21 protein-coding genes are annotated in these 23,493 nt (G+C 39.4%); 7 read left to right on the top strand and 14 right to left on the bottom strand.

The features are described from left to right. Positions 1 to 194: 194 nt before the first annotated feature. Both RCC89_13965 and RCC89_13960 read left to right on the top strand, forming a co-directional pair. A complete protein-coding gene (locus RCC89_13965) occupies positions 195 to 827 on the top strand; it encodes an acetyltransferase (GenBank protein ID WMJ75662.1) in 633 nt (210 codons plus the stop codon). Between the two features lie 201 nt (positions 828 to 1,028). Next, on the top strand, positions 1,029 to 1,988 hold the full coding sequence (locus tag RCC89_13960; GenBank protein WMJ74264.1) for a rhodanese-related sulfurtransferase: 960 nt from the start codon (positions 1,029 to 1,031) through the stop codon (positions 1,986 to 1,988). A 27-nt stretch (positions 1,989 to 2,015) separates the two neighbouring features. On the opposite strand, the gene RCC89_13955 is transcribed toward RCC89_13960, so the two are convergent. Further along, entirely contained in the window at positions 2,016 to 3,092 is a 1,077-nt protein-coding gene (locus RCC89_13955; GenBank protein WMJ74263.1) for a methyltransferase domain-containing protein, read from the bottom strand. 179 nt (positions 3,093 to 3,271) lie between these two features. Between RCC89_13955 and RCC89_13950 the strand changes: the two genes are divergently transcribed. Then, a complete protein-coding gene (locus RCC89_13950) occupies positions 3,272 to 3,769 on the top strand; it encodes a toxin-antitoxin system YwqK family antitoxin (GenBank protein WMJ74262.1) in 498 nt (165 codons plus the stop codon). 271 nt (positions 3,770 to 4,040) lie between these two features. On the opposite strand, the gene RCC89_13945 is transcribed toward RCC89_13950, so the two are convergent. From RCC89_13945 to RCC89_13930, 4 genes are all read right to left on the bottom strand, one after another. After that, positions 4,041 to 4,541, bottom strand: coding sequence for a hypothetical protein (locus RCC89_13945; GenBank protein ID WMJ74261.1), 501 nt, complete (start codon positions 4,539 to 4,541; stop codon positions 4,041 to 4,043). Between the two features lie 61 nt (positions 4,542 to 4,602). Next, a complete protein-coding gene (locus RCC89_13940) occupies positions 4,603 to 4,968 on the bottom strand; it encodes a hypothetical protein (GenBank protein WMJ74260.1) in 366 nt (121 codons plus the stop codon). Between the two features lie 442 nt (positions 4,969 to 5,410). Then, a complete protein-coding gene (gene groL / locus RCC89_13935; protein WMJ74259.1) occupies positions 5,411 to 7,051 on the bottom strand; it encodes a chaperonin GroEL in 1,641 nt (546 codons plus the stop codon). 44 nt (positions 7,052 to 7,095) lie between these two features. Continuing rightward, positions 7,096 to 7,374, bottom strand: coding sequence for a co-chaperone GroES (locus RCC89_13930; protein WMJ74258.1), 279 nt, complete (start codon positions 7,372 to 7,374; stop codon positions 7,096 to 7,098). Positions 7,375 to 7,731: 357 nt separating this feature from the next. On the opposite strand from RCC89_13930, the gene RCC89_13925 reads away from it, so the two are divergent. Further along, on the top strand, positions 7,732 to 8,445 hold the full coding sequence (locus RCC89_13925; protein WMJ74257.1) for a hypothetical protein: 714 nt from the start codon (positions 7,732 to 7,734) through the stop codon (positions 8,443 to 8,445). Between the two features lie 232 nt (positions 8,446 to 8,677). Here RCC89_13925 and secG read toward each other — a convergent pair whose 3' ends face one another. From secG to RCC89_13895, 6 genes are all read right to left on the bottom strand, one after another. Further along, positions 8,678 to 9,091, bottom strand: a complete 414-nt coding sequence (gene secG, locus RCC89_13920; protein ID WMJ74256.1) for a preprotein translocase subunit SecG — start codon at positions 9,089 to 9,091, stop codon at positions 8,678 to 8,680. 13 nt (positions 9,092 to 9,104) lie between these two features. Continuing rightward, positions 9,105 to 10,121, bottom strand: coding sequence for a hypothetical protein (locus RCC89_13915; GenBank protein WMJ74255.1), 1,017 nt, complete (start codon positions 10,119 to 10,121; stop codon positions 9,105 to 9,107). A gap of 12 nt (positions 10,122 to 10,133) precedes the next feature. Beyond that, positions 10,134 to 10,640, bottom strand: coding sequence for an LptE family protein (locus RCC89_13910; GenBank protein ID WMJ74254.1), 507 nt, complete (start codon positions 10,638 to 10,640; stop codon positions 10,134 to 10,136). Continuing rightward, positions 10,640 to 11,905 (bottom strand): sigma-54 dependent transcriptional regulator, encoded by a 1,266-nt coding sequence (locus tag RCC89_13905; GenBank protein ID WMJ74253.1) that lies wholly within the window; start codon positions 11,903 to 11,905, stop codon positions 10,640 to 10,642. The genes RCC89_13910 and RCC89_13905 overlap by 1 nt, the downstream gene beginning before the upstream one ends. A 12-nt stretch (positions 11,906 to 11,917) precedes the next feature. Beyond that, the gene (miaB, locus tag RCC89_13900; protein WMJ74252.1) at positions 11,918 to 13,345 is read right to left on the bottom strand and encodes a tRNA (N6-isopentenyl adenosine(37)-C2)-methylthiotransferase MiaB; all 1,428 of its coding nucleotides are present in this window, start codon (positions 13,343 to 13,345) and stop codon (positions 11,918 to 11,920) included. A gap of 101 nt (positions 13,346 to 13,446) precedes the next feature. Further along, entirely contained in the window at positions 13,447 to 15,144 is a 1,698-nt protein-coding gene (locus RCC89_13895; protein WMJ74251.1) for a L,D-transpeptidase family protein, read from the bottom strand. 434 nt (positions 15,145 to 15,578) lie between these two features. On the opposite strand from RCC89_13895, the gene RCC89_13890 reads away from it, so the two are divergent. The 3 genes from RCC89_13890 (at position 15,579) to RCC89_13880 (ending at position 19,304) form a co-directional block, all read left to right on the top strand. Then, positions 15,579 to 15,851 (top strand): hypothetical protein, encoded by a 273-nt coding sequence (locus RCC89_13890; protein WMJ74250.1) that lies wholly within the window; start codon positions 15,579 to 15,581, stop codon positions 15,849 to 15,851. A gap of 358 nt (positions 15,852 to 16,209) precedes the next feature. Then, positions 16,210 to 16,863: a ribulose-phosphate 3-epimerase gene (rpe, locus tag RCC89_13885; GenBank protein ID WMJ74249.1), complete on the top strand. Its 654-nt coding sequence runs from the start codon at positions 16,210 to 16,212 to the stop codon at positions 16,861 to 16,863. A gap of 32 nt (positions 16,864 to 16,895) precedes the next feature. Beyond that, the gene (locus RCC89_13880) at positions 16,896 to 19,304 is read left to right on the top strand and encodes a carboxypeptidase-like regulatory domain-containing protein (GenBank protein WMJ74248.1); all 2,409 of its coding nucleotides are present in this window, start codon (positions 16,896 to 16,898) and stop codon (positions 19,302 to 19,304) included. A gap of 158 nt (positions 19,305 to 19,462) precedes the next feature. Here RCC89_13880 and RCC89_13875 read toward each other — a convergent pair whose 3' ends face one another. The 3 genes from RCC89_13875 to RCC89_13865 form a co-directional block, all read right to left on the bottom strand. Beyond that, positions 19,463 to 20,911, bottom strand: a complete 1,449-nt coding sequence (locus RCC89_13875) for a nicotinate phosphoribosyltransferase (GenBank protein WMJ74247.1) — start codon at positions 20,909 to 20,911, stop codon at positions 19,463 to 19,465. Positions 20,912 to 20,915: 4 nt separating this feature from the next. Continuing rightward, positions 20,916 to 21,830 carry an NUDIX domain-containing protein gene (locus tag RCC89_13870; protein ID WMJ74246.1) on the bottom strand — a complete coding sequence of 305 codons (915 nt, stop codon included), beginning with the start codon at positions 21,828 to 21,830 and terminating at the stop codon, positions 20,916 to 20,918. A gap of 110 nt (positions 21,831 to 21,940) precedes the next feature. Beyond that, the gene (locus tag RCC89_13865) at positions 21,941 to 22,633 is read right to left on the bottom strand and encodes an NUDIX domain-containing protein (protein ID WMJ74245.1); all 693 of its coding nucleotides are present in this window, start codon (positions 22,631 to 22,633) and stop codon (positions 21,941 to 21,943) included. Positions 22,634 to 23,493 lie beyond the last annotated feature (860 nt).

Raw genomic sequence — 23,493 nt, 5'->3', positions numbered from 1 at the left:
TGCGTAACAAAATAACTTCAAATCAGTCGCATCGCTCACATTTGTGTCTTAACCATAGCGCTGCTATGCTTTGCGACCCAAAAGTGCTGATTTATTGTTATTTTGCTCCTCATGACGAAATCTATCGCATAATTCAGGTTAAATTTTTCTTATTATTCTAAAATTATAATTTTGCAAAAACATAAAATATGAAGATGAAGAACCCTGTCATGATTTTTGGCGCTAAAGGACTGGGGAAAGTTGCTCTAGATATCTTTCAAAGTAACAATGTTACAATTTACTGCTTCCTTGATGACGACAATGAGCTTCATGGAAAAGAGATTGGAGATATTGCTGTCCTAGGCCGTACTGATGATAAAGGATTTCTCCAGTACTTGGGTAAAAAATGTGAAGCTTTTATAGCTTCAGATGATAACCAGTACAGAGAAACTATGGTTTCCATGCTGCGAGACCGTAAGATAATGCCTGTAAATGCGATTCATCAAAAAGCATTTGTTTCAGAATATGCGTTTTTAGGGTACGGCAATATGATCAATGCAGGAGCAGTTGTCAATAGCTATGCGCGAATTAGCAATCACTGCATAATCAGTTGCAATGCAACAGTCGATTTTGATGCACAGTTGGATGACTTTGTTCAGATAGGGTCTGGTAGCATCATCAATTCAGGTGTGAAAATTGGCAAAGGAGCTTTTATTGGTTCAGGAGTAACCATCGTCTCAGGTGTGACCATTGGCAAAAAGGCCAGGGTAGGTGCTGGTTCTGTGGTGGTTTCTGATGTTAAAGATGGCGAAACTGTTTTTGGAAATCCTGCCAAAAGCATAGATTAAGCATTTTATCCCAAAATTACTGCACAATATAGGGTTTGACGGAAGAAATCTATGCGGCCTTACACATGAAGGCATATTGGAATTTTGACGTTTTCAGCGCGCCCTAGTTAACCTACTTATTAATTCGTAGGTTTTTTTCCTTAAAAAGTAGTAATTTTGGGATGATTTTGTTTATATCTGTAAATTACCATTCCTATTCATATGGAACAGAAATACGCCATACTACTTTATTATTGTTATACAAACATTGAAGATCCTGAGGCATTTCGCGAAGAGCATCATCGTTTTTGCGTGTCTCTGGGCATTCTAGGCAGAATTATAGTAGCTTCTGAAGGCTTGAATGGTACTGTTTCCGGTCGTGTTGAAGATTGTGAAGCGTATATGAAAGCGGTCAAGGAAGACCCTCGTTTTGCTGATACTGATTTTAAGGTTGATTATGCAGACAAACATGCTTTTCAAAAGCTGCATGTACGGGTCAAGCCGGAAATTGTGCATTCTGGATTAAATGGGCTGCATCCAAAAAATAAAACTGGCAAGCACCTCAACCCTGAAGAGTTTAAAAAGCTCAAAGATCAGGAAGATGTGGTAATTTTGGATGTGAGGTCCAATTATGAGCATAAAATCGGTCGTTTTAAGAACGCGCTGACGCTTGATATTGAAAATTTTAGGGATTTTCCTGAAAAAGTGAAGGAATTGGAACCTTTAAAAGGGAAGAAAATCCTTACTTACTGCACTGGTGGCATCAAATGTGAAAAGGCCAGTGCTTTCCTTTTGGAACAGGGGTTTGAAGATGTGTACCAGTTGCACGGTGGAATTATTAAGTATGGCATGGAAGCCGGTGGCGAGGATTTTGAAGGAAAATGCTATGTGTTTGACAATAGGGTAGTGGTAGACGTGAATAAAGTTAACCCAAAGGTAGTTTCTACTTGTTACGTGTGTGGTGTAGAGTGTGATCGCATGGTCAACTGTGCAAACTCTGTTTGTAACCGTCATGTACCTATTTGTGAAAACTGTGGATGGGAAATGGAAGGCGCATGTTCCGAAGAGTGTCGCTGTCACCCAGAAAAAAGGCCTTATGATGGTACAGGGTATTATCAGAAAGAATTGAACGGCTACAATCCGTTAAAAGGACTGAAAAGGAAAAAGGATCTTTCAGAATAGAAAAAAAACCGGCCAGTGCCGGTTTTTTTATTTTTTAATTACAATGGCTGGATATTCTCCAAAAGTACCAAAAAAGCGGCTGTATTTGTCTTCTAGCTTGCGCAATAAGCGTAGAATTTTTTTGCCTCCCAGACCTTTGTGTATATACATATTCATAAAGTAGATATCTGTACTTCGCCAGCAGTAAAACTCGATCTTATCGCTAAAAGAAAAGCTTCTTTTAAACCACGACGGACTGTGTGCGTGAAAGTAAAGCCGAGGTTTCGTTTTAGGGTTTAACTTAACATAAAGCTTTCCAGCCAAATGTCTGGCAATACGGTATAACTGTACCACGTTTAGGGCAATGTTCATAAACCATCCGTGCCAAAACCAGCTATAAATTATTACAACATGACCTCCACCATCTAGTGCCACCCTGTATAGTTCTTCTACAGCAGTTTTTTGGTCTTTTTTGGGTAAGTGGTAGAGGGTATGTTGCGAAAGAACAGTATTGCAGATGTTAGACTTGATAGGGATGTTGGTAATGTCGCCACAGATAAAGATACCTTTTTCTGCACTGTGTTGAAAGTTGTGTTTGGCTTGAATCAGGGCATTGATTGAAATATCTATACATATACGATATTCATAGCCCCTGGAGAGATTTAGATATTCCTGTAAACCTATAGGGCCTGAGGCGATATCTAAAAAATACTTGCCTGAAGGCGGATAAAACTTGGCCGCTTTGGTAAAAGAGTTTTGGATATATTCTTTCGAAACCTCTCTATAGTCGACCCACTTTGCAGAGTCCTCATAAATGCTCATAGCATTCTGAGTCTTGTAGTTTATTTCATTGTAATAATCAAAAACCCGCTTTTTGTCATAAGACATTTTGTCTCTTATATCCTTGTCTTTCCCAATGTACAAGGCATAGTTAGCGTGTAAAACTATAATGTCATCAACTATGGGGTAAAAGTAGGACTGGGAGCTATCTATGAGCCCAGAATTTATCTTGCCAAGCCCCTTAAAGTCTTCAGTTAAACCCAAACGCTCAAAATCTTCTTTCTTTATTTCAGAAAGGTCGTGTTTGGTAACAGGGCATTGCAATATGCTTAAATCAAAGTTCATTTTGCCTGTAATAAAAACCGAAATTACATCGGACGTAAGATTATACCAAATTAATGAGGGGTAAATGCTGGTATTTGTTAGTTGGTAATGAAAACTTTTTTAATGCTTAAAACTGGTAAATGAGCGGTTAAGTTTTTATTTTTGTTAGTGTTATTTTCTTAAAATAGGAATATTATACAATGAACCGGAACCCTCTTTCTTTGCTTGTTATTCTTCTTCTGCTTGTTATTTTAGTAGATACTGGTTGCCGTAAACATTCCAGAGATGATATAGCCCCTTTCCCTTCTGACACCTCTCGCTTTTTTGTTCATACAGCCCCTCCATATTACAATGGGTATCACTACAGCCATTACTATGATGGAAGCTTGAGGCATGAGGGGAATTTTAAAAATGGGGTTGCGAGTGGGCATTGGAAGTTTTATTGGCCCAATGGCCTTTTGATGAAAGAAGGCAATTACAATAACGGAAGAATGAGTGGTCAGTGGAAGTTTTTTTATCCAAATGGCAATCTGAAAGAAGAAGGGAACTATAATAACAATGTGCGCTCTGGCCATTGGAAGTTTTTCCATGAGAATGGAGTTTTGAGAACAGAGGGGAATTATAATAACAATAGGAGAACTGGGAGATGGAGGTTTTACTATCCAAATGGGCAGTTTAGCCACCAGATAGATTATTGACAAGTATTTAATTAGGGACTGCTGAAAAAGTCACAAGTGTGCAAGGTACGCATGGCCTTACATGAAGACGTATTGGAATCCTTCGAATGTAAGGCCATAAAGTAGATTGTGCGCTTGTGGCTAGCCCAAAAGAAGTATTGGATTAAAAGTCTCTCAATTTACTGTGCACGGTAAATTAAGAAATGACCGAAAAACCCATGTACCTATCCCTCATAATTTTTACACAAATATAAATAAGTCAACATTTTGGGCGTTTTTCAGCGCGCCCTAATTACTCTTTAGGAGTATAAACAATGTTAATATAACAACGTGCTTCTGGCATAATTTTCTTTCCTGGGTGAGAATCTTCAGTTTTATGGATAGTTATATTGGGGATAGAGTTTAACTTTTCGAAAGGAAACTTTTTAGCTTCGTCTTGGTAAAAGACATTATATTTTTCATCAAAATTCCAGTCATCAAGCTTGTCCTGATAGAATTTTCGAACCTTTTCAGGGGCATCTGTTGTCATTATCGTTACTCCGGGCAATACACCTTTTTCATCATCTTTATCGGTTATTGAAAAAACTACCGCATTAGGGTAAGCAGGGACGTTAACTTGCGACCTTGTGGGCATTTCTTCTTGTAGGTTGGCATACATTTGTTGATAAAGCGCTCTATTGTCTATGTCTTTTGGGATAGAAGGGACTTCGGAAAAAGGCTTGTCTTGTGCTGGTTTTTCTGCACACCCAAAAGAAAGAAGGAAAGATGCGGCTACCGGGATAAGCTTTTTCATTTTAAATTATTAGAGGTCTCTATAGATAAAGAATTACTTAGGGGGGATTGTTTTGGGGGGCTTATATATTGTTGATAACCTTCCTTATATATCTGAACATTACTTGTTCTTCCCCGTCTTCATCTCCGGATGCTATTTTTTCCAGGTCACAGATAACCTTTTGCCTGATGGTGTCTGTTCTTAGAAAGCGAGATGCATTGTCTTTTATAAAATCTCGTCTCTCTGTCTCTGAGTGTGAGCGAAACTCTTTGAGCACCTCTTTTATCAAGTTTTCTCCGCGTTCATCATCCATGTAGCTGAATATTTTGGCCCTGATGGCTTCTAAGTCACTATCTGAAATAATATTTTCAGAATCAGCTATACTTAAATGTAGGTATATGTAGTAGTGTTCATATACCCATTCGGACGTGATGTCAAAATGAATCATATAGCAATTTTCAAGGTAAACGCCTGAATTTTGTCAGAAATATATTTAAGAGTTAATTCTTTAAAATGTTTAAGCCAGTCTATCAGAATTGTATTAGAGGTCAAACACATCATGTCTGCGTTTCAGAAGGGCAAAACTAGCATTGTATAGGTTAAGATACAAGTTTGAAGAAGCCTTTTAGATGATGGTTGTTTCTGAAAGCTCATAATAGTTTTTGTCCTTTAACTGGTGTTCCACTAGCTAATTTTAATACCCGTATCCGTAACAGGCAATTTTTCCCCGATAGTTGGAGGGCAAGACTGCATTGCTTCGTGAATCGTTATTTGCTTTTAAGCCCAAATTAACGGTCGCTACTGGCTTACTGATAAAACTGTAGGGGAATACAGAAAAAGCCCTGAAAGTGAATTCAGGGCTTTTATAAGCTTTATACAAGACGATGATATTACATCATTCCGCCCATGCCGCCGCCCATAGGAGGCATAGCAGGAGCTGCAGCACCGCCGTTCTCCTCTGGCTCATCTGCAACTACACACTCAGTAGTAAGAAGCAGAGAAGCAATAGAAGCAGAGTTTTCAAGCGCAAGTCTTGTAACCTTAGTAGGGTCGATAATACCTACAGAGATCATGTTCTCATACTTGTCTTCACGAGCATTGTACCCGTAGTCGTCTTTTCCTTCTTTTACTTTCTGAACAATTACAGAACCTTCAAGACCAGCGTTATAAACGATAGTTCTTAATGGAGCTTCAATGGCAGTTTTAATAATGGCAATACCAGTATTTTCATCTTCATTGGCTCCTTGTAGGCTCTCAAGCACAGCAGAAGCTCTGATAAGTGCTACACCACCACCAGGAACGATACCTTCTTCAACGGCAGCTCTGGTTGCATGTAGGGCATCATCAACTCTGTCTTTTTTCTCTTTCATTTCAACTTCAGTAGCTGCACCTATGTAAAGGATAGCAACACCACCAGAAAGCTTAGCAAGTCTTTCCTGAAGTTTTTCTTTGTCATAGTCAGATGTAGTAGACTCCATCTGAGCTTTTATTTGCTGGATTCTACCTTGGATATCTTCTTTGCTTCCGTTTCCATTGACAATAATAGTGTTGTCTTTGTCGATGTTAACTTTCTCAGCAGTACCAAGATAGTCAAGCGTAGCGTTTTCTAGTTTGTAACCTCTTTCTTCAGAAATTACAGTACCGCCTGTAAGGATAGCGATGTCTTCAAGCATTGCTTTTCTTCTGTCACCGAAGCCAGGAGCTTTAACAGCAGCAATTTTCAGAGCACCTCTGATTTTGTTAACAACAAGTGTAGCAAGCGCTTCACCGTCAACATCCTCAGCGATAATTAAGATAGGTCTTCCACTTTGTACAGCCTGCTCTAGTATAGGAAGAAGCTCTTTCATAGCAGAGATCTTCTTGTCATAGATCAGGATGTATGGGTTTTCCAACTCTACTTCCATTTTCTCAGTGTTGGTAGCAAAGTATGGAGAAAGGTATCCTCTGTCAAACTGCATACCTTCAACAGTCTTAACCTCTGTTTCAGTACCTTTAGCTTCCTCTACAGTGATTACACCATCTTTACCAACTTTGTCCATTGCATCAGCAATCATTTTGCCGATTTCGTGGTCGTTGTTAGCAGAAATAGTTGCTACCTGAGCAATTTCGTTAGAGCTGTCAATGTTTTTTGACTGGTTTTTAAGGTTTTCAACAACTGCAGAAACAGCTTTGTCTATACCTCTTTTAAGGTCCATTGGGTTAGCACCGGCAGCTACGTTTTTAAGACCTGCAGCAAAAATAGCTTGAGTCAATACAGTTGCAGTAGTAGTACCGTCACCAGCTTGGTCAGCAGTTTTAGAAGCAACTTCTTTTACTAACTGAGCTCCCATGTTTTCAATAGCGTCCTTTAGCTCTATGTCTTTGGCTACAGTAACACCATCTTTAGTAATGGCAGGTGCACCAAATTTTTTGTCAAGGATGACATTTCTTCCTTTTGGGCCAAGGGTTACTTTAACGGCGTCTGCCAAAGAGTCTACACCCTTTTTTAGTTTTTCGCGGGCGCTTGTATCGAAAAATATGTTTTTTGCCATTTGTTAAAAATGTTTTTAAGTTTCAGGTTTAGTTTGAGTTTTAATTAAAGTACTGCGAAAATGTCAGATTCACGCATGATTAGGTAATCCTTACCATCAACGGTAAGCTCTGTACCAGCGTATTTGCCATAAAGTACAGTATCACCAACCTTAACTGTCATAGGCTCGTCTTTTTTGCCTTCTCCAACAGCAACCACAGATCCTTTTTGTGGCTTTTCTTTGGCAGTATCAGGAATGATGATGCCGGATGCTGTTTTTTCTTCTGCTGCGGCAGGTTCAACCAGAACCCTGTCCGCTAATGGTTTCAGATTTACGTTTGACATTTTTACGTTTTTATTTAAAGGTTAAGTTTTTATTTAAATTCCTTACCCGCCCTTATTGCATTTCTTGTGCCAATCTTAGAACCTGTAAAAATGGCATGTTTTCCCTGACAAAATGTTGCCACTCCTGTCTATTCGGCGTCCGCGCTCTGCCATATTAGCACTTGACTTTTTCTTGTTTTTTGCTTATCTTTTAAGATAGAAGTTAGACCTGCACGAAGCGCAATAGTTTCTTAACGAGTGTTAATTTGCTTTAAAGCAGTCGAAACATAGTTTTTGCTCCATAGTTAAAACTATTGTAAAAGCCAGGTTTGAATTCATTAATAGTAAAATCAGCCGTATTGTTTAAACCAATGAGCTATGAAAAAACTTAATGAAGGTTGGCTGACCGAAGGCCTTATTGATTTTGAATATAAAAAGTATATACTCTTAGCGTACTTTAAGTATGTAAAGAAAAATTTCGGGGAAAAAAAGCTTTATCCTTTACTCTCTGATCTGGTTTTCCATTACAAAAACTTACTGGATATTAAGGATAATAAAAAGATTATTTACGAAAATTTCCCTAAAGAAATTTCCAGGGCAGACTTTGAAAAGCTACAGATTATTTACAAAAAGCTGGTAGACGATGAGGGGGTAATGAAAGAGATAGAGGATATCCTCAGTTTTTCTATACCAAAATTCCGGGAGTCTCTTTCAGAAGGAAAGGATATCTATGAAGATATTGCGGATAAAATTAAGATATCACCTATTGGCATCTCTCCATTATACCCAGATGAAGGCTATGTTTTTTTGACTCAACCCGATGAGCGTCACGCCAAGGTTTTTGAGTATCAGGTTACGATTTTTGAAAGTTCTGATGAAAAATATCGTGGCATACATATGAACTTTCTAGAGTCTATATCTAAAGGTATTGGAAATACATTCGAGTCCTTAAAAATTGAATTGGTTAGAAAATATAAGAAGCTGCCCAACCCGGCAACATTTCTGATAGAAAGTAATGTAAGGTGCCCGTTTCAGGAAACACTGCTCCCGATTGCCAAGAGAATGTTGGTAAAGCATATTTATAGTGCTTAAACCTGAAATATGCTTTAGAACTTTTTATTGCGTGGAAAAATAGCAATAAGTCTGCACTTTTGGGACGCAAAGCTTAGCAGCGCTATAATTAAGACACAAATGTGAAAAGAAGAGTTATAAGGAGGGAAGGGGGAGACGCTTCGTGCTATATTGTATTTTCTTAGAGTGACCAGATGTTATAAACAAAAAAAGCCGCATTTTGCGGCTTTTTTTGTTTATAAAGGTTCTTTTCTTATTCTTGGTCTAGGTCAGGAAGTTCTTGTTCAGCTCCTTCTTCTTCAAACTCTTCAAGAGGAATTCCGTCTTCAAACTCAGCAGCGTCCTCATCGGCAGGCTCACGTTGCTGTCCTTCTCCAAGGCCACGACGCTCTTGCAATCTTCTTTCAGCTGGCGTAAGTTCAGCCTCATCTACTGTAGGACCTGGGTCAGCCATTACATTAAAAATAAAGCTTAGCCCTAAAACACCTATGGCTAAACCCCAGGTTATTTTTTCAAGCGCATCGCCAGTTTTTTTAACGCCTATAAGCTGATTGGCTCCGCCTCCAAATGTGCTTGAAAGGCCTCCTCCTTTAGAGTTCTGTGCAAGAACTATAAGAACAAGGAGAACAGCTACTATTATTATTAGGACAATTAATGCAGTAATCATTCTTTTGTTTTCTTTATGTGTTTTTCAGATTTTCAATTTGGCTTGCAAAATAAGCTTTTTTTTCTGGAAATTTCAAAATTAATTCTTCGTAAATATTTATAGCCTTATCTGTTTTGCCTTGTTTTATCATTAATTTGGCAAAAGTTTCCGACACAGGGAGTTTTGCTTTCATGGTTTTTCCCGCCAAATCTTCCTGTGGAGCGTTAGGGTTTACCTTAAAAGAAGATAGTGGCGGAATGGTCGGGTCTTCTTTGATAAACTTATCTATAATAGCGTTTTGGACATTTTTGTCTTTTTTCTTTTTGACCCTTTCCGTATTGATAAACTTGAGGTAGTCAGAAATAAGCCCAGCATCATCTGATAGCTTGTTTTTTTCTTCCAGCGTTAACTCATCATCTAATCGACTGGAAGTTATATAATGTTTTTTGCTAGCGTCAGGTTCATGTTTCTCTTTCGCTTTTTGCTCTTTTTTTTCTTTTGCTGGCTTGGGAGCTTTTTTGGGTGTAACAGGCAGCAGTTCTTCCAGTGAAGGCAAGGTGTCGTCGTTGCTCACTGGTAGTTCGTAAGAAGTCTCAGGAGTAGGTGGCGGAGGGGCTTCTTCTACTATGATTACTGGGCCTGGGACGTGTAGGTCCGCAAGTTTTCTGAGCCGGTGCAATTTCTTTAAGTTTTCCTCTATTTCCCTAAAAACCTCTTCTTTAAAAGGTTCTTCCTGCAGGTTTTTGATCCGGTTTTGAGGCTTGGAGTTTTCTCTTGGCCTGTTAAGGCCTGTTGGTTCTTTTACTTTAAGGTTGTTAGTTTTTTTTTGAATGATGTTCTTTAAGTTCTTTCTGTCGGCAGTGCATGCAGCAGCTTTTTTCAGTTTTTTCTCAGCCAACATGCTATGGTTTTCGTGTGCTGCCCTTGCGATAAGGATATGAGCTGCCTGGCTGTAAGGAAACGTAGATGCCACTTCTTCCAGCTCTTTAAGAAGGTTAGCAGAAATGTTTTCCGGGTTTCTAATAAGTGTTGTAAAAGTTTGCTTGTTCACTTGTTATAACGTTTACCAGGTTGATGTGGATCTGTTGAAAATGTCTAGGACAATTTGGTTAAAGATCACATTTAATGCTTCATTTTCTACTTGAGTCAAAGTTTGGTTTTGCTCAAAATCAAAATAGAAGTTAAAGGGCTGCTCAAAACTTTGCTCCTCGTCTTTGTTATTCGTAAAACGGGCGTTTACGGTTACAGTAAGCCTGTTCAAACCTGTTAATTCACCAGCTTGCGGTGCTACAGGTGTAACGGAATAGCCTACAATAGAGCCTTCTAGTTCCCAGTCGGCATTGTTGTTTACCAAGTTAAGCCTTGTGTTGCTTTGGTAAAAGTTACGAAGTGTTTCAGAAAACACCTGTGTCAGGTTTGGAGGTCCATTCCCTGATTCGTTATTAAAGTTCCTGATAGCTATACTATGGATGTCGGACGGTATCGAACCTTCTCTAAAAGAGTAGGTTACTGAACATCCTGACAAGTACACCAGGGCAATGATCAAAAGGGTACAAAGGTTCTTTATCATCAGATCTCTTCTATCTGGTATTCTTTGATTTTTCTATAAAGTGTTCTCTCAGAAATTCCTAAATCACGCGCAGCATATTTTCTCTTGTTTTTGTTCTTTCTTAGCGCTTTAATGATCAGTTCTTTCTCTTTGTCTTCGAGCGATAGGGACTCTTCTTCGTCTTCTGTTTCATGAATGATGTCTTCAATCTTGTCATGGTCCACTTCTTTATTTCTTATAACGACCGGCTCATGCTTTTCTTTTGGAGGTAACAGAAGAGATGAAGGCATGCTCCTAAAATCTTCTTCATGCAAATTGTGAAACAAGCCTTCGTGTTCTTTTATAACCCCAGGATCTTGGTTTTGCATCAAGTCAAGTACCAGTTTCTTCAGCTCGCTCATGTCCTTTTTCATGTCAAAAAGGATCTTGTACAGGATTTCCCTTTCCGAAAAGTCATCTTTTGTTCCTGACTCACGATGTAAGGCAGGTAAGGACGAGTCTTGTGGAAGATATTTTTTTAATGTGTCCCTATCAATTTCCCGCTCTGTTTCCAGAACAGAAATTTGCTCTGCCAGGTTTTTTAATTGCCTTATATTTCCAGGAAATCTAAATTTTAACAACTCTTCTTTGGCTTCATTGGTAAGCCTGATTGGCTGCACCTTGTACCTGTCAGAAAAATCAGAAGCAAACTTTCTAAAAAGCAGCTCTATATCTTTGCCTCTTTCTCTAAGCGGTGGTACATAAATGGGAACTGTATTAAGTCGATAATATAGGTCTTCCCTGAACTTTTTCTTATGGACAGCCTCAATCAGGTTCACATTAGTAGCGGCAATGACCCGGACATCTGTCTTTTGTACCTTTGAAGAACCTACCTTGATAAACTCTTTATTTTCAAGTACCCGCAATAACCTTGCTTGGGTGCTCAAGGGCATTTCTCCAATTTCGTCAAGAAAGATTGTGCCGCCGTTGGTCACTTCAAAATAGCCTTTTCTGGCATCGTGTGCACCCGTAAATGACCCTTTTTCATGACCAAAAAGCTCTGAATCAATGGTGCCTTCCGGAATCGCACCACAGTTTATGGCTATAAATGTACCATGCTTTCGGTGGCTTTGTTGGTGAATGATTTTGGAGAATGATTCCTTTCCGCTACCACTTTCACCGGTGATTAAAACCGTCATATCTGTAGGCGCAACCTGTACAGCCACTTCTATGGCATGGTTTAGAGCGGGCGCATTTCCTATAATGCCAAACCTTTGTTTTATACTTTGCAGATCTGCAATGTCCATAGACTATTCCTTTTATTCTACTACTTCACCAAATAAAGTTCCTGATGTGCATTCTTTAACAAGAACAGTTGCATAGTCTCCAGGTTTGAAATTCCCCTGAGGGAAGATAACCATGGTGTTTTGGCTATTTCTTCCTCTGACGTAACCTTCTTGTTTTTTGGAATAATCTTCTATAAGTACTTTGAAAGTTTTGCCTACGGCCAATTTGTTTCTATAAAAACTGTGTTCTTGCTGAAGCGCTATGATTTCGCTCAAGCGTCTTTTCTTTACATTTTCAGCAACATCATCTTTGAATTTTTTAGCTGCTGGCGTCCCAGGTCGCTCTGAGTAGGCAAACATATAGGCAAAGTCATATTTTACATACTCCATCAATGATAAAGTATCCTGGTGTTCTTCTTCTGTTTCCCCGCAAAAACCAGCAATCATATCTGTGGACAATCCACATTCTTCTCCCAAAACCTCCCTTATACGGTCGACCCTTTCCATGTACCAAGCCCTGTCATAGGTACGGTTCATTACCTCAAGCACCCTGCTGTTTCCGCTCTGAGCAGGCAAATGTATATATTTGCAGATGTTTTCATACTTTTTCATAGTATAAAGCACCTCATCTGTTATGTCTTTAGGGTGGGAGGTAGAGAACCTAACTCTTAGGTCAGGACTGACCAAAGCTACCTTTTCTAGTAACTGTGCAAAGTTTACATGCTCTGTTTCATCTTCAGGTTTCCACTTGTAGCTATCTACATTTTGCCCGAGCAGGGTTACCTCTTTATATCCTCTGTTTACCAAGTCTTGCGCTTCTTTGACGATCGAATAAGGGTCACGGCTCCTTTCGCGGCCACGGGTATAAGGGACAACACAGAAAGAGCACATATTGTCGCACCCCCTCATGATGGAGATGAATGCGCTGATACCATTGCTGTTGTGCCTTACCGGACTAATGTCTGCATAGGTTTCTTCTCTGGAAAGGAACACGTTTACAGCCTTGTTGCCTTCGTCTACATCGCCGACCAGCTTGGGTAGGTCACGGTAGGCGTCAGGCCCTGCTACTAGGTCTACTATTTTTTCTTCTTCAAGAAGCTTGGCTTTTAACCGTTCTGCCATACATCCCAAAACCCCTACCAACAGTTCCGGTTTTTTCTTTTTCAGGTGATTGAAAAGGTTTAGACGGTTTCTTACTTTTTGCTCAGCATTTTCCCGAATGGAGCAGGTGTTTAGAAAAACCACATCAGCCTTTTCTGCATCGGATGTGGTGTCGAAACCGTTGTCATTCATGATCGATATGACAATTTCACTATCTGAAAAATTCATCTGGCAGCCGTAGCTTTCTATATAAAGTTTACGCTTTTTGCCAGTATTGTTGTCCGGTGTGATTTTGGGCAATTCACAAGCTGTTTTGTCCTTGTCGGTAAGGATCGGTATATCTTTGATGATGTCAGACATGGTGTTATTAATTTTGGAATACAAATATAGGGAAAAAAATAGAAAAAACTGACAGATTGTCAGTTTTTGGTCAGGTGTTGTTTTATTTATTTAAGTTGTTGTTAATCATGAAGTTTGTTGTAGTAAAGTTGTGATAGTTTTTCATCGTGCCCGTAAATGTCGTTTCGAAAGTGCACATGATCATTGTCGTCTACCCAAGTCGTAAAGTAAACGATATAAACAGGCATTTTTTTCTGCAACTTTACATAAATTTCTTCCTCGGAGTTCATGGCTTCTGTTATCCTTTCGTTTGTCCAGTTCCCTTGGCCTTTTAACAGATGTTGGGCCAGGAGCACAGGCTCTTCTACCCGAATACATCCGTAGCTAAAATCTCTTTCTTCTTCACTGAAAAGCTTGCCGTATGGCGTATCGTGCAGGTATACCATAAATCTGTTAGGGAACATAAATTTTACACGCCCAAGGGCATTGTTTAAGCCAGGTTTTTGTCTGATGGTAAACCTGAAGTTCTCTTCATTGATGGTGTCCCATCTAATCGTGTCTGCTTGTATAGGATTATCAAGATTGCCGTCAAAGAGTTCCATGTTCCTGCTTTCGAGAAAGTCTGGGTTTCGTTTTAAGGCAGGTAAAATTTCTTCAACCGCTATTGTTTTTGGCAATGTCCAAGATGGACTGAAAACTATATGGTTAATTTCATCATTGAAAACTGGCGTATGGGTAGCGGCTTTGCCGACAATCACGTTCATTTGCCAAGTGTCCTTGCCAGGTTCGTATACGTGGAGTTTAAATTCAGGAATGTTGACTATTATATAAGAATCACTTATTCGCTCTGGCACCCATCTCCACCTTTCCATATTGATAATAATCTGTGTAATACGTTCGGAAACCGGTTTGTTAATTTCTTTTAATGTTTTGCCTTTAACAATCCCATCAGGTTTTAGCCCATGTCTTTCCTGAAAAGATTTTACAGCTTTTTTTACATGGGCGTCAAATAAGTTACTTTCAGACATAACAGGCAAATCTCCGCCTGCAAACAAGCGTTTTTTAAGTTTAACTATTACTTCTCCGGTATCGCCTTTAATTAACTGCTTGTTTACCGGTTCTACCATAGGCCAGCCGCCATTTCTGTTGATTTCTTTGTACTTGTCCAGTACAATTTTTAGTTTTTTATATTCTGGGTGCAAGGGTTCATATTCTAAAAAGGGATTTCTATATTTTTCTGTATTGTCAATTATAGAGTCTAATTTCTCGTCATAAGTTATTTCTTTGGGGTCTGTGTACCATTCCAATTTAGCTTCTTCTGGATCGATTACTCCGCCCCACATTTGACTGGCATGTTTGAAAAAAGAGGCTGTTAAAAATATGTCTAAGCTCTTCCTTGCAGTTACCGCCAAATCCGATTCAGGGTGGGGATGGTCTCTGACAAAATGGTGTAAATCTTTTATTCGGCTACTTTCTTCCAGGTCACTGATTAACCCATGCTTGTCTAAGTTGATAATGATATTTAAAAACATGCTTACCTGAGGTATTAACTGACCATTTCTAGACCAAGCTAATTGATAGTCCCTTTTACTATAATAGGCATGTATATTCTCCTGCCACGGTCTATAATATTGGTGCTTTAAAAGTAAGGTGTCAATGCTCAGGGTGTCTATATACTCTGTTGGTATTTCAGCATTCTTTGGTTCTGATAAAATGGACTTTGTACTATAATCATTTCTTTCTGATTTCTCACTGTTGCAAGAAATGAGTATTATGATCAATGGTATAAGTAAAACATTTGATAGTACTTCCAGTTTCATATACTTGTGCTAATTCATATATGCATAACCAGTTTAAGGGGAGTTTATGTTTAATTTAAAACCGAGTTTTGGAGCAAAGGTAAACTATGTCGAGTATGAGGACTTTTCATTTAGAACAACAATTTGTATGAGAAAATTGAAGTAACAGAAGAGCAAATTGTTTTATAGTGAATAATGACAAATATGCATTTTTAAAGAAGAAAATAGAGGCAGTTTTTTTATATAAACAATTTTGTTGTTCGGTGGTTTAAATGTGTGTCTGTCTTTGCAAATTTGTTATTTATGAGTATGTAGCTTGCATTGGTGTAAGAGGCATTGTTACAGGGTGTTTTGTACATATTTTTAACTCGTATTTATTTTCTTGTAAAGGTTGAAATACATTTAATTTTAAAATAAATTTACCTCTTTATAAATAAAATCTATAAACTTTAATTATGTCAAACATTGTAAAATATTTAAACCTGATCAAAGAGGGGAAGACCATGTTAGTTAGAACCGAAAATGGTCTAGAAGAGCCCAAGACAGGATTGACCGGAACGATTGTAGATTTGAAAGCTGAAATTTTTAACGAACTTTTCGGAGAATATCCATTGAGTGCCCAAAATGGAAAGCTTTTTAACCTATTGAAAGAACTTGATGTTGATGTGAAGAAACGTGGTGGAGGAAGAAGGAAGAAAAGTCAAGTAGAAGAGCCTCAGTATCATTAATAGTATAAAAAAAGGTAGTTTAGCGGCTACCTTTTTTTGTTTCTTCTAAAGGAGAGGTAAAACCTTGACTGGCTTTTTTACCTGTCGGAGTTTATTTAACCTGGGTTGCTTTAGAATTCGTTATGAAGGACAAAAGAACAAAAAAAAGCATATTGGGTTTGCAAAGCATAGTGGCGTGGCTCTATGGTTAAAAAACCAAATGCAAACGAAGCGTCTGATCTGAAGTTATTTTGCCACGCAATAGAAAGCTCTAATGCATATTTCAGGTTTAATACTTAAGGTAACTGAAATTTTTTATTAGGAGCAATTTTTTTAAAAAGAGCGAATTGTTTTCTTTCTTTTCTTTATTTTTGCTGTCATGAATCCGATAATAGCTCCCTCAGTACTGGCAGCAGACTTTGCCAGACTTCATTCAGACATAGAGATGATCAACAACAGTCAGGCCGACTGGTTTCATATAGATATAATGGACGGGGTTTTTGTTCCCAATATTTCATTTGGCTTTCCTGTTTTAGAGGCCATTAACAAATATGCCCAAAAGCCCTTGGACGTACATCTTATGATCGTACAACCTGAAAAGTATCTGGAACAGTTTAAAAAAGCAGGAGCTGCAAATATTACCGTGCATTACGAAGCTTGCCCACATTTGCACAGAACCCTTCAGGAAATAAAAGACTTGGGCTGCAAAGCTGGTGTTGCACTTAATCCTCATACGCCTGTACATGTATTAGAAGATATCATTGCGGATATAGATTTGGTTTGCCTTATGTCGGTAAACCCTGGTTTTGGAGGACAAAAATTCATTCCAAAGACCTATGATAAGGTAAGAAAGTTAAAGTCAATGATCGAAGAGAACAATGCTTCAACGCTAATAGAAATAGATGGTGGTGTAAATAATAAAAATGCCAAAGAATTGATTAGCTGTGGGGCAGAGGTTCTTGTGGCGGGTAGCTTTGTATTTAATGCAGAAAATCCCGCTCAGGTTATCGTTGATCTCAAGCAACAGGTATAATAAGCCTGCCAGATGAACGTTCAACCGCATAGATGAGTTCAAAGCTTTTCATAATATTATTTTTTTTACTTTCAGGAACTTTATTATCCTACGGTCAAAACGCTGTCTTTGAGGGCGCAGTAACCGATGAGGACGGCAAAGCGCTTGAACTTGTCAACGTATTTGTTGAGGAGACGGGTGCCTCTGCTATTACGGATGAGCAAGGAAGTTTTAGCTTTAGTGTGCCTGTCGGAAAAACGTATACTTTTACTTTCTTTTACACGGGGTACAAATTCAAAAGCTATACTCTGGATGCCCTGGAAGAAAAAGTGTACAAGATGGACATAGCTCTTGAAGAGGATATCTATGAGCTGGATCATGTGGAAATCGAAGGCCAGCGCCAACGGTATAAAGATGAACGGCGGCAAGCCAGTACTTTTAAATTAGACCCTAAAGTCCCCAAGTATGTTCCTTCGGCTTTCAATGACTTTAACCGTGTTTTAGCCACCCTTCCGGGGGTAATGTCCAACAATGAGCTTTCTTCGCAATATGCAGTACGTGGAGGTAGCTTTGACGAAAACCTGGTATATGTTAATGAAATAGAAATTTACCGTCCTTTTTTGGTGCGTGCAGGACAGCAGGAGGGGTTGAGCTTTGTAAACCCCGATCTGGTGGAAGATGTGAGCTTCTCTGCTGGGGGATGGCAGCCAAGGTATGGGGACAAGCTTTCTTCTGTGCTTGCCATTAAGTATAAAGACCCAACTAGGTTCAAGGGTTCTGTTTCCGCCGGTCTGTTGGGAGGAACGGCCCATCTTGAGAACTCTTCAAAAAATAGACGGGTCAGTTGGGTGATAGGTGCCAGACAAAAGTCTAGCCAGTATCTTTTAAACTCATTGCCTGTAGAAGGAGAGTATTTTCCCCGGTTTCATGATGTGCAGTCATTCATAACTTTTGACCTTACCAAGCGAAAAGACTCCCTTGATTTTGAGAAAAGAACGACCATTAGCCTATTGGGCTCTTATGCCCGTAACCGTTACAATGTTATACCAGCCACAAGAGAAACCCGGTTTGGTACTTTTTTCGAACCTATGAATCTGCAGGTGGCTTTTGGCGGCCAAGAAGTGTTGGACTATGATACGTGGCAGGGAGGGATAAAATTTTCGCATAGAACCAAAGACCAAAAATTCAGGACCAACCTTATTGTATCTGGTTTTTTGTCTCAAGAAAGGGAGTTTTTTGATGTAGAATACGCTTATAGGTTTTGCGATATCGTAAGGGACGGTGATTTTAACAATTGTGCCTTTACCAGGGGGATTGGTGGGGGAATGGACCACGCCAGAAACCGGTTGACTGCCCAGGCCCTTAATATTACCAGCCAGAATGAAATAGTCCTTAATAAAAAGAACAGTATTGAAGTAGGCTTTACCCAAACCTTTGAAGACATTAATGACCGTCTTATGGAGTATGGATGGGTCGATTCTGCAGGTTATGTGGAAATGGCCTATTATATGAACAACGAAATAAACCTGACTTCTCAGAGGACTCAGGTGTTTGCGCAGCATACCATTAAGCCGGATACAAACCAATTGCTGACCTACGGGGTGCGGTTAAACTACTGGAGCTTTAACAACCAGTTGTTGGTCAGTCCAAGGATACAGTACAGTATAGCCCCCAAAAGTAAAAAAGACCTGATATTGAAGTTTGCAGGCGGGGTTTACCAGCAGCCTCCATTTTACCGTGAACTAAGAAATAGGGAAGGGCAGATCAACCACGATATCCGTGCGCAAACGTCTTACCATGCCATTGTAGGGAGCGACCTGTTGTTTACCGCTTGGGGCAGGACTTTTAAGTTTATTAGCGAAGCCTACTTTAAGTATATGACCAATGTAATCCCCTATGACATGGACAATGTCCGCTTACGTTATTTTGGGGACAATGTGGCGACTGCCTATGCTGCGGGTGCAGATTTCAGGGTGAGTGGGGAATTTATCCGGGGTGCTGAATCATGGATCAGCCTTGGTCTTTTGACAACCCGTGAAAATGTGGAAGGCGATGGACGTGGCTACATTAGAAGGCCTACTGACCAAAGGGTCACTTTTTCCATGTTTTTCCAAGACCATATACCTAACAACCCTTCTATGAAAATGTACTTGAAGACGGTCTTTGGTAGTGGACTTCCTTTTGGTCCGCCAAATTCGGTAGAGTACCGTGCGGCTTTTAATATGCCATTTTACCATAGGGTAGATATAGGCTTTTCTAAATTGATCAGCTTTGTGGACCGCTCGGTAGACCGTTCTACTTTTTTTGAATCTCTTTGGATCAGTTTGGAAGTATTAAACCTTACGGGGGCGAACAACACTATTTCCTATTTATGGGTCAACGACCTCGAGTCTAACAGCTATGCTATTCCCAATACACTTTCTCAAAGGTTCTTTAATCTAAGGGTAATGGCAAGGTTTTAATTAAAATAAGGGAGGGTGAACGCCAACATTTGTTTCCTTTGGTATGGTATCTGAGACATAATGTAGAGGCATTGCAGCATGCAACGCCTCTACATTATTTTAAAAAAGATTTGCCTCACGAATAACAAGGTTGAATATTTCTATTGCCTGTTTCAGGCTTAAACAGCCACAGCTTTATTTTCAGCAAGTGCGGCTCTATCCCTGATCTCTTCAAATGTGTGTTCCTTTTTGATTTCGCCATTTTCAAAAACCACCTCTAGTTGGTCAGGCAGCTCAGGGAATTCATTTTCGGCCACTGTCGAATATCTACCGTTTTCCAAGACGAGCTTTAGTTTTCCGCCTTTAGATTTTTTGAAGGATTTAACTATGTTGCCCTTGTCGTCCATTTCAACCGGTGACTTCCTCACTTGTACTTCTTCTCCGTTCACTTCGGCATAAGAACACTTTATCGCAAATTTTTGCGTATCCCTGTCCACCTTCTGTAGCAAGGCGCCACCCATACCAAGCACAAGGTTTTCAGCAGAAATGCCGTTTTCCTTTAAGCTGGCATAGATTTCTTTTATGCTGTCATAGTTTATCCCGTCTCCCTGTATGACCCTGATTTGAGGTGGAAGCACTTTGTATCCTTTTTCATTGAGGCTAAAACCGAATTTCGTGAAGAGGATTTCAAAAACCTTCAAAAGCGTCTGTACAGGATCGCCTGAGTCAGGGCGTATCACCAAGGTACCGTTTCTTTCCATGACTTTTTCCTTCAAATCCTCGCCCCAATATTCTTCACATGCCCTGAAAATGTTGAAAGAATCAGAAACACAGGCTACAATCCCGGATGGGAAAGTGTCCAGCACGTGCTTAAAAATATCTTTTTCCCCTTTTTCTCCGAGCAACGTGCAGATAGAGTGCTCTGTGGCAGGTACAGATACTCCGGCTATCTCTTTGGCCTTATAAAACCTTTTGGCAAACACAGAACCTAAAATAGTGTCGCTCCCTTTAAAATTGATGAGGTGGGCTGACCCTCCAAGGCCTCCGCTTTCCACCGAACTCACTCCGCGGAAACCGAAATCGTTGAGCACAAAAGGTATTCCAGCTTCGGCCCCTTCAGATGCAGTTTCTGCGTAATATAGGCTGATTACTTTCTTGATTTCCCTAGAAAGTGTTGCAACGGTAATCGGATACCATATCTGCATAAGAACTGTTTCAAGAAAATTAGTAAGCCAGAAACACTTAGGGTCTGTGCTTTCAATGGTTAGCATAACATTTGAGACAGGTACAGAAACCCCTTCCTTAACAGCCTTGATCCTGACAGGAAGCTTTCCGTCATATTTGTCAACTATGTAGTCAAAAATAGACCTGTCAAAAACATCATCACGGCCAAACACCTGCGTCAGGACTTCTTCGGCTTCATCTATATCTGCCTTGGTTATTACCTGTCCTTCCAGGTATTTTTTTAGATAATATTGGAGTCCATAGAAAACAGTTTCATCAAAAACGCCTCCGCGGCTTTCTAGATAAGAGTAGATTTTAGTGGTTCCTGGATAGTACAACTTGTGGTGAGAGTACTTATATGCGTCAGCCAATAAAATGAGGTTTTCTTTTTTAGTAGTGTTCATAGCATTAGGTGTTTAAAGTTGTCATTTTTGCATATTTGCTGTTCAGCAGATTCAGTTGTGGGAAATGCTCGGTGGCCACTTCTCCAGCTTCCATCATGGAGGCCACTTCTTCCAGGGAAAACCACTGGACCTTGTCCAGGTCATCTCCGGCCTTGGCATTACCGTAAGCATAGGAGCAACTAAACAGTAAGGTTATAATTTTATCACTTTCTTTTCTGTACCTCCAGTCATTTACTTTGAAGCTTTTTTCATACTTCAGGTCAGAAACTTCGAGGTTGCCACATTCTTCCTGCAGCTCCCTTAAAGCAGCAGATTCATAGTCATCATCTTCAGGGTCAGTAAAACCACCCGGCAACCTCCATTTTCCCTCTTCCTCCCTGAAACCGAGTAGGATTGATGAATAATTGTCCCTGAACAGCGCTACATCTACAGTAGGGTAGGCCTTGGGGTACATATTGGCATAAGCATAAATGATCCCGCACCTAAAGTCTTCTGAATCTCTTACGCAATCGCTTATCTGCTCCCTGAGCGCTGTTGCTGTCAATGCCCCCTTCTGTGGTATTTCTTCTGTCTCTAACCTTCCTGAATAGTAAGAGATGAAACTGTCTCTAGAACCATATAAAAGAAACTTTTCACTTGGGAAAGTTATGGATAATAATGTGTCCAAATTCAGAGACCAACGTTCATCATTTCGGGTATCAGCAAGAGGAAGAACCACTACGTCGGGAAATTCTTTTTTTACCATTTTCTCCCTTGTATAGAAATCCAAAGGGTTTCTTAAAGATCCTTTTACAGGGCTCACCCCTAAGACAATCACTACTTTATTATGCTTTTCTTTTACCCGAGAGATTAATTCATAATGCCCTTCGTGTAGGTAAGGTGTCTGGAACCTTGCAATTATTACGCCTGTTGATTTCATTTTCTATTTGCGTTTATATGACACAAATTAAGTGGTAAAAATTTTAATCTGCAAATTAAACTTGTGTTTTTTTTACGCAAATATGCCGAAGTTATGTAATGTGTTAAAAATTAAATGACTATATCGAATACAAAACCCTCTTTTTTCAGGTTTAGGAATTTTTCTTTATCAAACTTATACAAGTGACCAGGCCTTCCGGCACCTTCAGAGGACGCTAGTTCATCCAATTCCACAACCACGCCTAGTTTCATTATTTTTCTTTTGAAGTTCCTCCGGTCTAAATCCCGGTTAAGAATAGCCATATAGAGCTTTTCAAGATCTGAGAAGGGGAATTTTGGTTCAAGCAGTTCGAAGCCCACAGGTTCATAGGTAACTTTCCCCCTGAGCCTTTCCAGTGCCGTTTGGATAATATGCCCATGGTCGAAAGCAAGGGTAGGGAGCTTGTTTAGGTTAAACCAGGCTGCGTCCTCAGCATCTGACGAGGCCTTTATTTGGAAACCCTCAGGACGTACCAAGCCATAGTAGGTAACAGAAACTACCCTTTGTCGTGGATCTCTGTCCGGTGTGCCAAAAGTAAAAAGCTGTTCCAGATAGTTGACTTCTACACCGGCTTCTTCTTTCAGTTCCCTCAGAACAGCGTCTTCAAGTGATTCTTTGTCCCTTACAAAGCCACCGGGAAGCGCCCAGTGATGTATGAAAGGCTCAAGTCTTCGCTTAATCAAAAGCACGCTAAGACCTTCTTCTCTGTTATATCCAAAAAGTACGGCATCGACTGTAAGAAGTATGTCCTGTTTGAAATCCATTATTCCTCTTGTTATAGCTAAATACAAAAGTAAGGAATTTTATGAAGGACTTACTTGTGCTCGGGTAGGGTTAATGGACTTTTCTTGATTATGGGTTCATTGGGGGGCGTGAATATTGATTTGAAAGCTCTAAAAAGGACAATTTGATAATAGAGAAGAATAAGCCATCCAATTTCGAAAGCAGGTCTTTATGTTTGGGTTATTAGTAAATCATATGAGAGGGGCCATATTTATAAAGGATGAAATAAACGGTAATTTCTTAACCGATAGGCGCTGATGTTTAAGATTTGCCTTGGAAGTTGAAGCAGCCATGTTGAAAAATCCTACTTTTCAGTACGTGCTGTTGAGTTTAGTTAAATAGGATTTGTAATACAGTTATTTTTCATCATATTCATGAAATTGTTGGAAAAATACATAATAATCTCTCATTAGGTCAAGGAAATAATTTTGGGGAGATATAACATGCATTTAGCTTCTTATTTTGAATAGCTGAAAAAAACATTACTGGATAGCAAATGGGAAATTGGTGGTTTAGAAAGAAAGTTTTAAAAGTTTTTGTAGTCATACATTTAGTGGTAGTGAGTGGGTTTACTATGTCAGATGTCAGGTGTTTGTTTAACTATCACGAGTTTTATGGATGCTTAAGTTTAGGTACGTTTGGTTACCCTAAAGAAAAAAACTTTTATATTATTAGATCTCTTTTCTCTATAGTTTATACTCTTCTTGGCTTTTTTAGTATTACGTTTAATAAAAAACTGATTAGCTCTTTATTTTATACACTGGTATTCTTTTTGACAATACTTTATATACATTGCTTTATAGTTAGTGGGCATGTATTTTGGGGGCCTTTTCAGGATTTC

The sequence above is a fragment of the Cytophagaceae bacterium ABcell3 genome (assembly GCA_030913385.1).
In the GTDB taxonomy this organism is placed as follows: Bacteria; Bacteroidota; Bacteroidia; order Cytophagales; family Cytophagaceae; genus ABcell3.
The sequence above is the reverse complement of the archived record's forward strand: the minus strand, read 5'-3'. Positions and strand labels throughout refer to the sequence as shown.

Excerpts from the sequence above, each read along its gene's own strand:
- RCC89_13960 (WMJ74264.1), top strand. The coding sequence starts at position 1,029 with ATGGAACAGAAATACGCCATACTACTTTATTATTGTTATACAAACATT.
- secG (WMJ74256.1), bottom strand. The coding sequence starts at position 9,091 with ATGATTACTGCATTAATTGTCCTAATAATAATAGTAGCTGTTCTCCTT.
- RCC89_13865 (WMJ74245.1), bottom strand. The coding sequence starts at position 22,633 with ATGGATTTCAAACAGGACATACTTCTTACAGTCGATGCCGTACTTTTT.
- RCC89_13875 (WMJ74247.1), bottom strand. The coding sequence starts at position 20,911 with ATGAACACTACTAAAAAAGAAAACCTCATTTTATTGGCTGACGCATAT.
- RCC89_13945 (WMJ74261.1), bottom strand. The coding sequence starts at position 4,541 with ATGAAAAAGCTTATCCCGGTAGCCGCATCTTTCCTTCTTTCTTTTGGG.
- RCC89_13940 (WMJ74260.1), bottom strand. The coding sequence starts at position 4,968 with ATGATTCATTTTGACATCACGTCCGAATGGGTATATGAACACTACTAC.
- RCC89_13880 (WMJ74248.1), top strand. The coding sequence starts at position 16,896 with ATGAGTTCAAAGCTTTTCATAATATTATTTTTTTTACTTTCAGGAACT.
- RCC89_13890 (WMJ74250.1), top strand. The coding sequence starts at position 15,579 with ATGTCAAACATTGTAAAATATTTAAACCTGATCAAAGAGGGGAAGACC.
- miaB (WMJ74252.1), bottom strand. The coding sequence starts at position 13,345 with ATGTCTGACATCATCAAAGATATACCGATCCTTACCGACAAGGACAAA.
- groL (WMJ74259.1), bottom strand. The coding sequence starts at position 7,051 with ATGGCAAAAAACATATTTTTCGATACAAGCGCCCGCGAAAAACTAAAA.
- RCC89_13965 (WMJ75662.1), top strand. The coding sequence starts at position 195 with ATGAAGAACCCTGTCATGATTTTTGGCGCTAAAGGACTGGGGAAAGTT.
- rpe (WMJ74249.1), top strand. The coding sequence starts at position 16,210 with ATGAATCCGATAATAGCTCCCTCAGTACTGGCAGCAGACTTTGCCAGA.
- RCC89_13910 (WMJ74254.1), bottom strand. The coding sequence starts at position 10,640 with ATGATAAAGAACCTTTGTACCCTTTTGATCATTGCCCTGGTGTACTTG.
- RCC89_13925 (WMJ74257.1), top strand. The coding sequence starts at position 7,732 with ATGAAAAAACTTAATGAAGGTTGGCTGACCGAAGGCCTTATTGATTTT.
- RCC89_13870 (WMJ74246.1), bottom strand. The coding sequence starts at position 21,830 with ATGAAATCAACAGGCGTAATAATTGCAAGGTTCCAGACACCTTACCTA.
- RCC89_13895 (WMJ74251.1), bottom strand. The coding sequence starts at position 15,144 with ATGAAACTGGAAGTACTATCAAATGTTTTACTTATACCATTGATCATA.
- RCC89_13950 (WMJ74262.1), top strand. The coding sequence starts at position 3,272 with ATGAACCGGAACCCTCTTTCTTTGCTTGTTATTCTTCTTCTGCTTGTT.
- RCC89_13905 (WMJ74253.1), bottom strand. The coding sequence starts at position 11,905 with ATGGACATTGCAGATCTGCAAAGTATAAAACAAAGGTTTGGCATTATA.
- RCC89_13955 (WMJ74263.1), bottom strand. The coding sequence starts at position 3,092 with ATGAACTTTGATTTAAGCATATTGCAATGCCCTGTTACCAAACACGAC.
- RCC89_13930 (WMJ74258.1), bottom strand. The coding sequence starts at position 7,374 with ATGTCAAACGTAAATCTGAAACCATTAGCGGACAGGGTTCTGGTTGAA.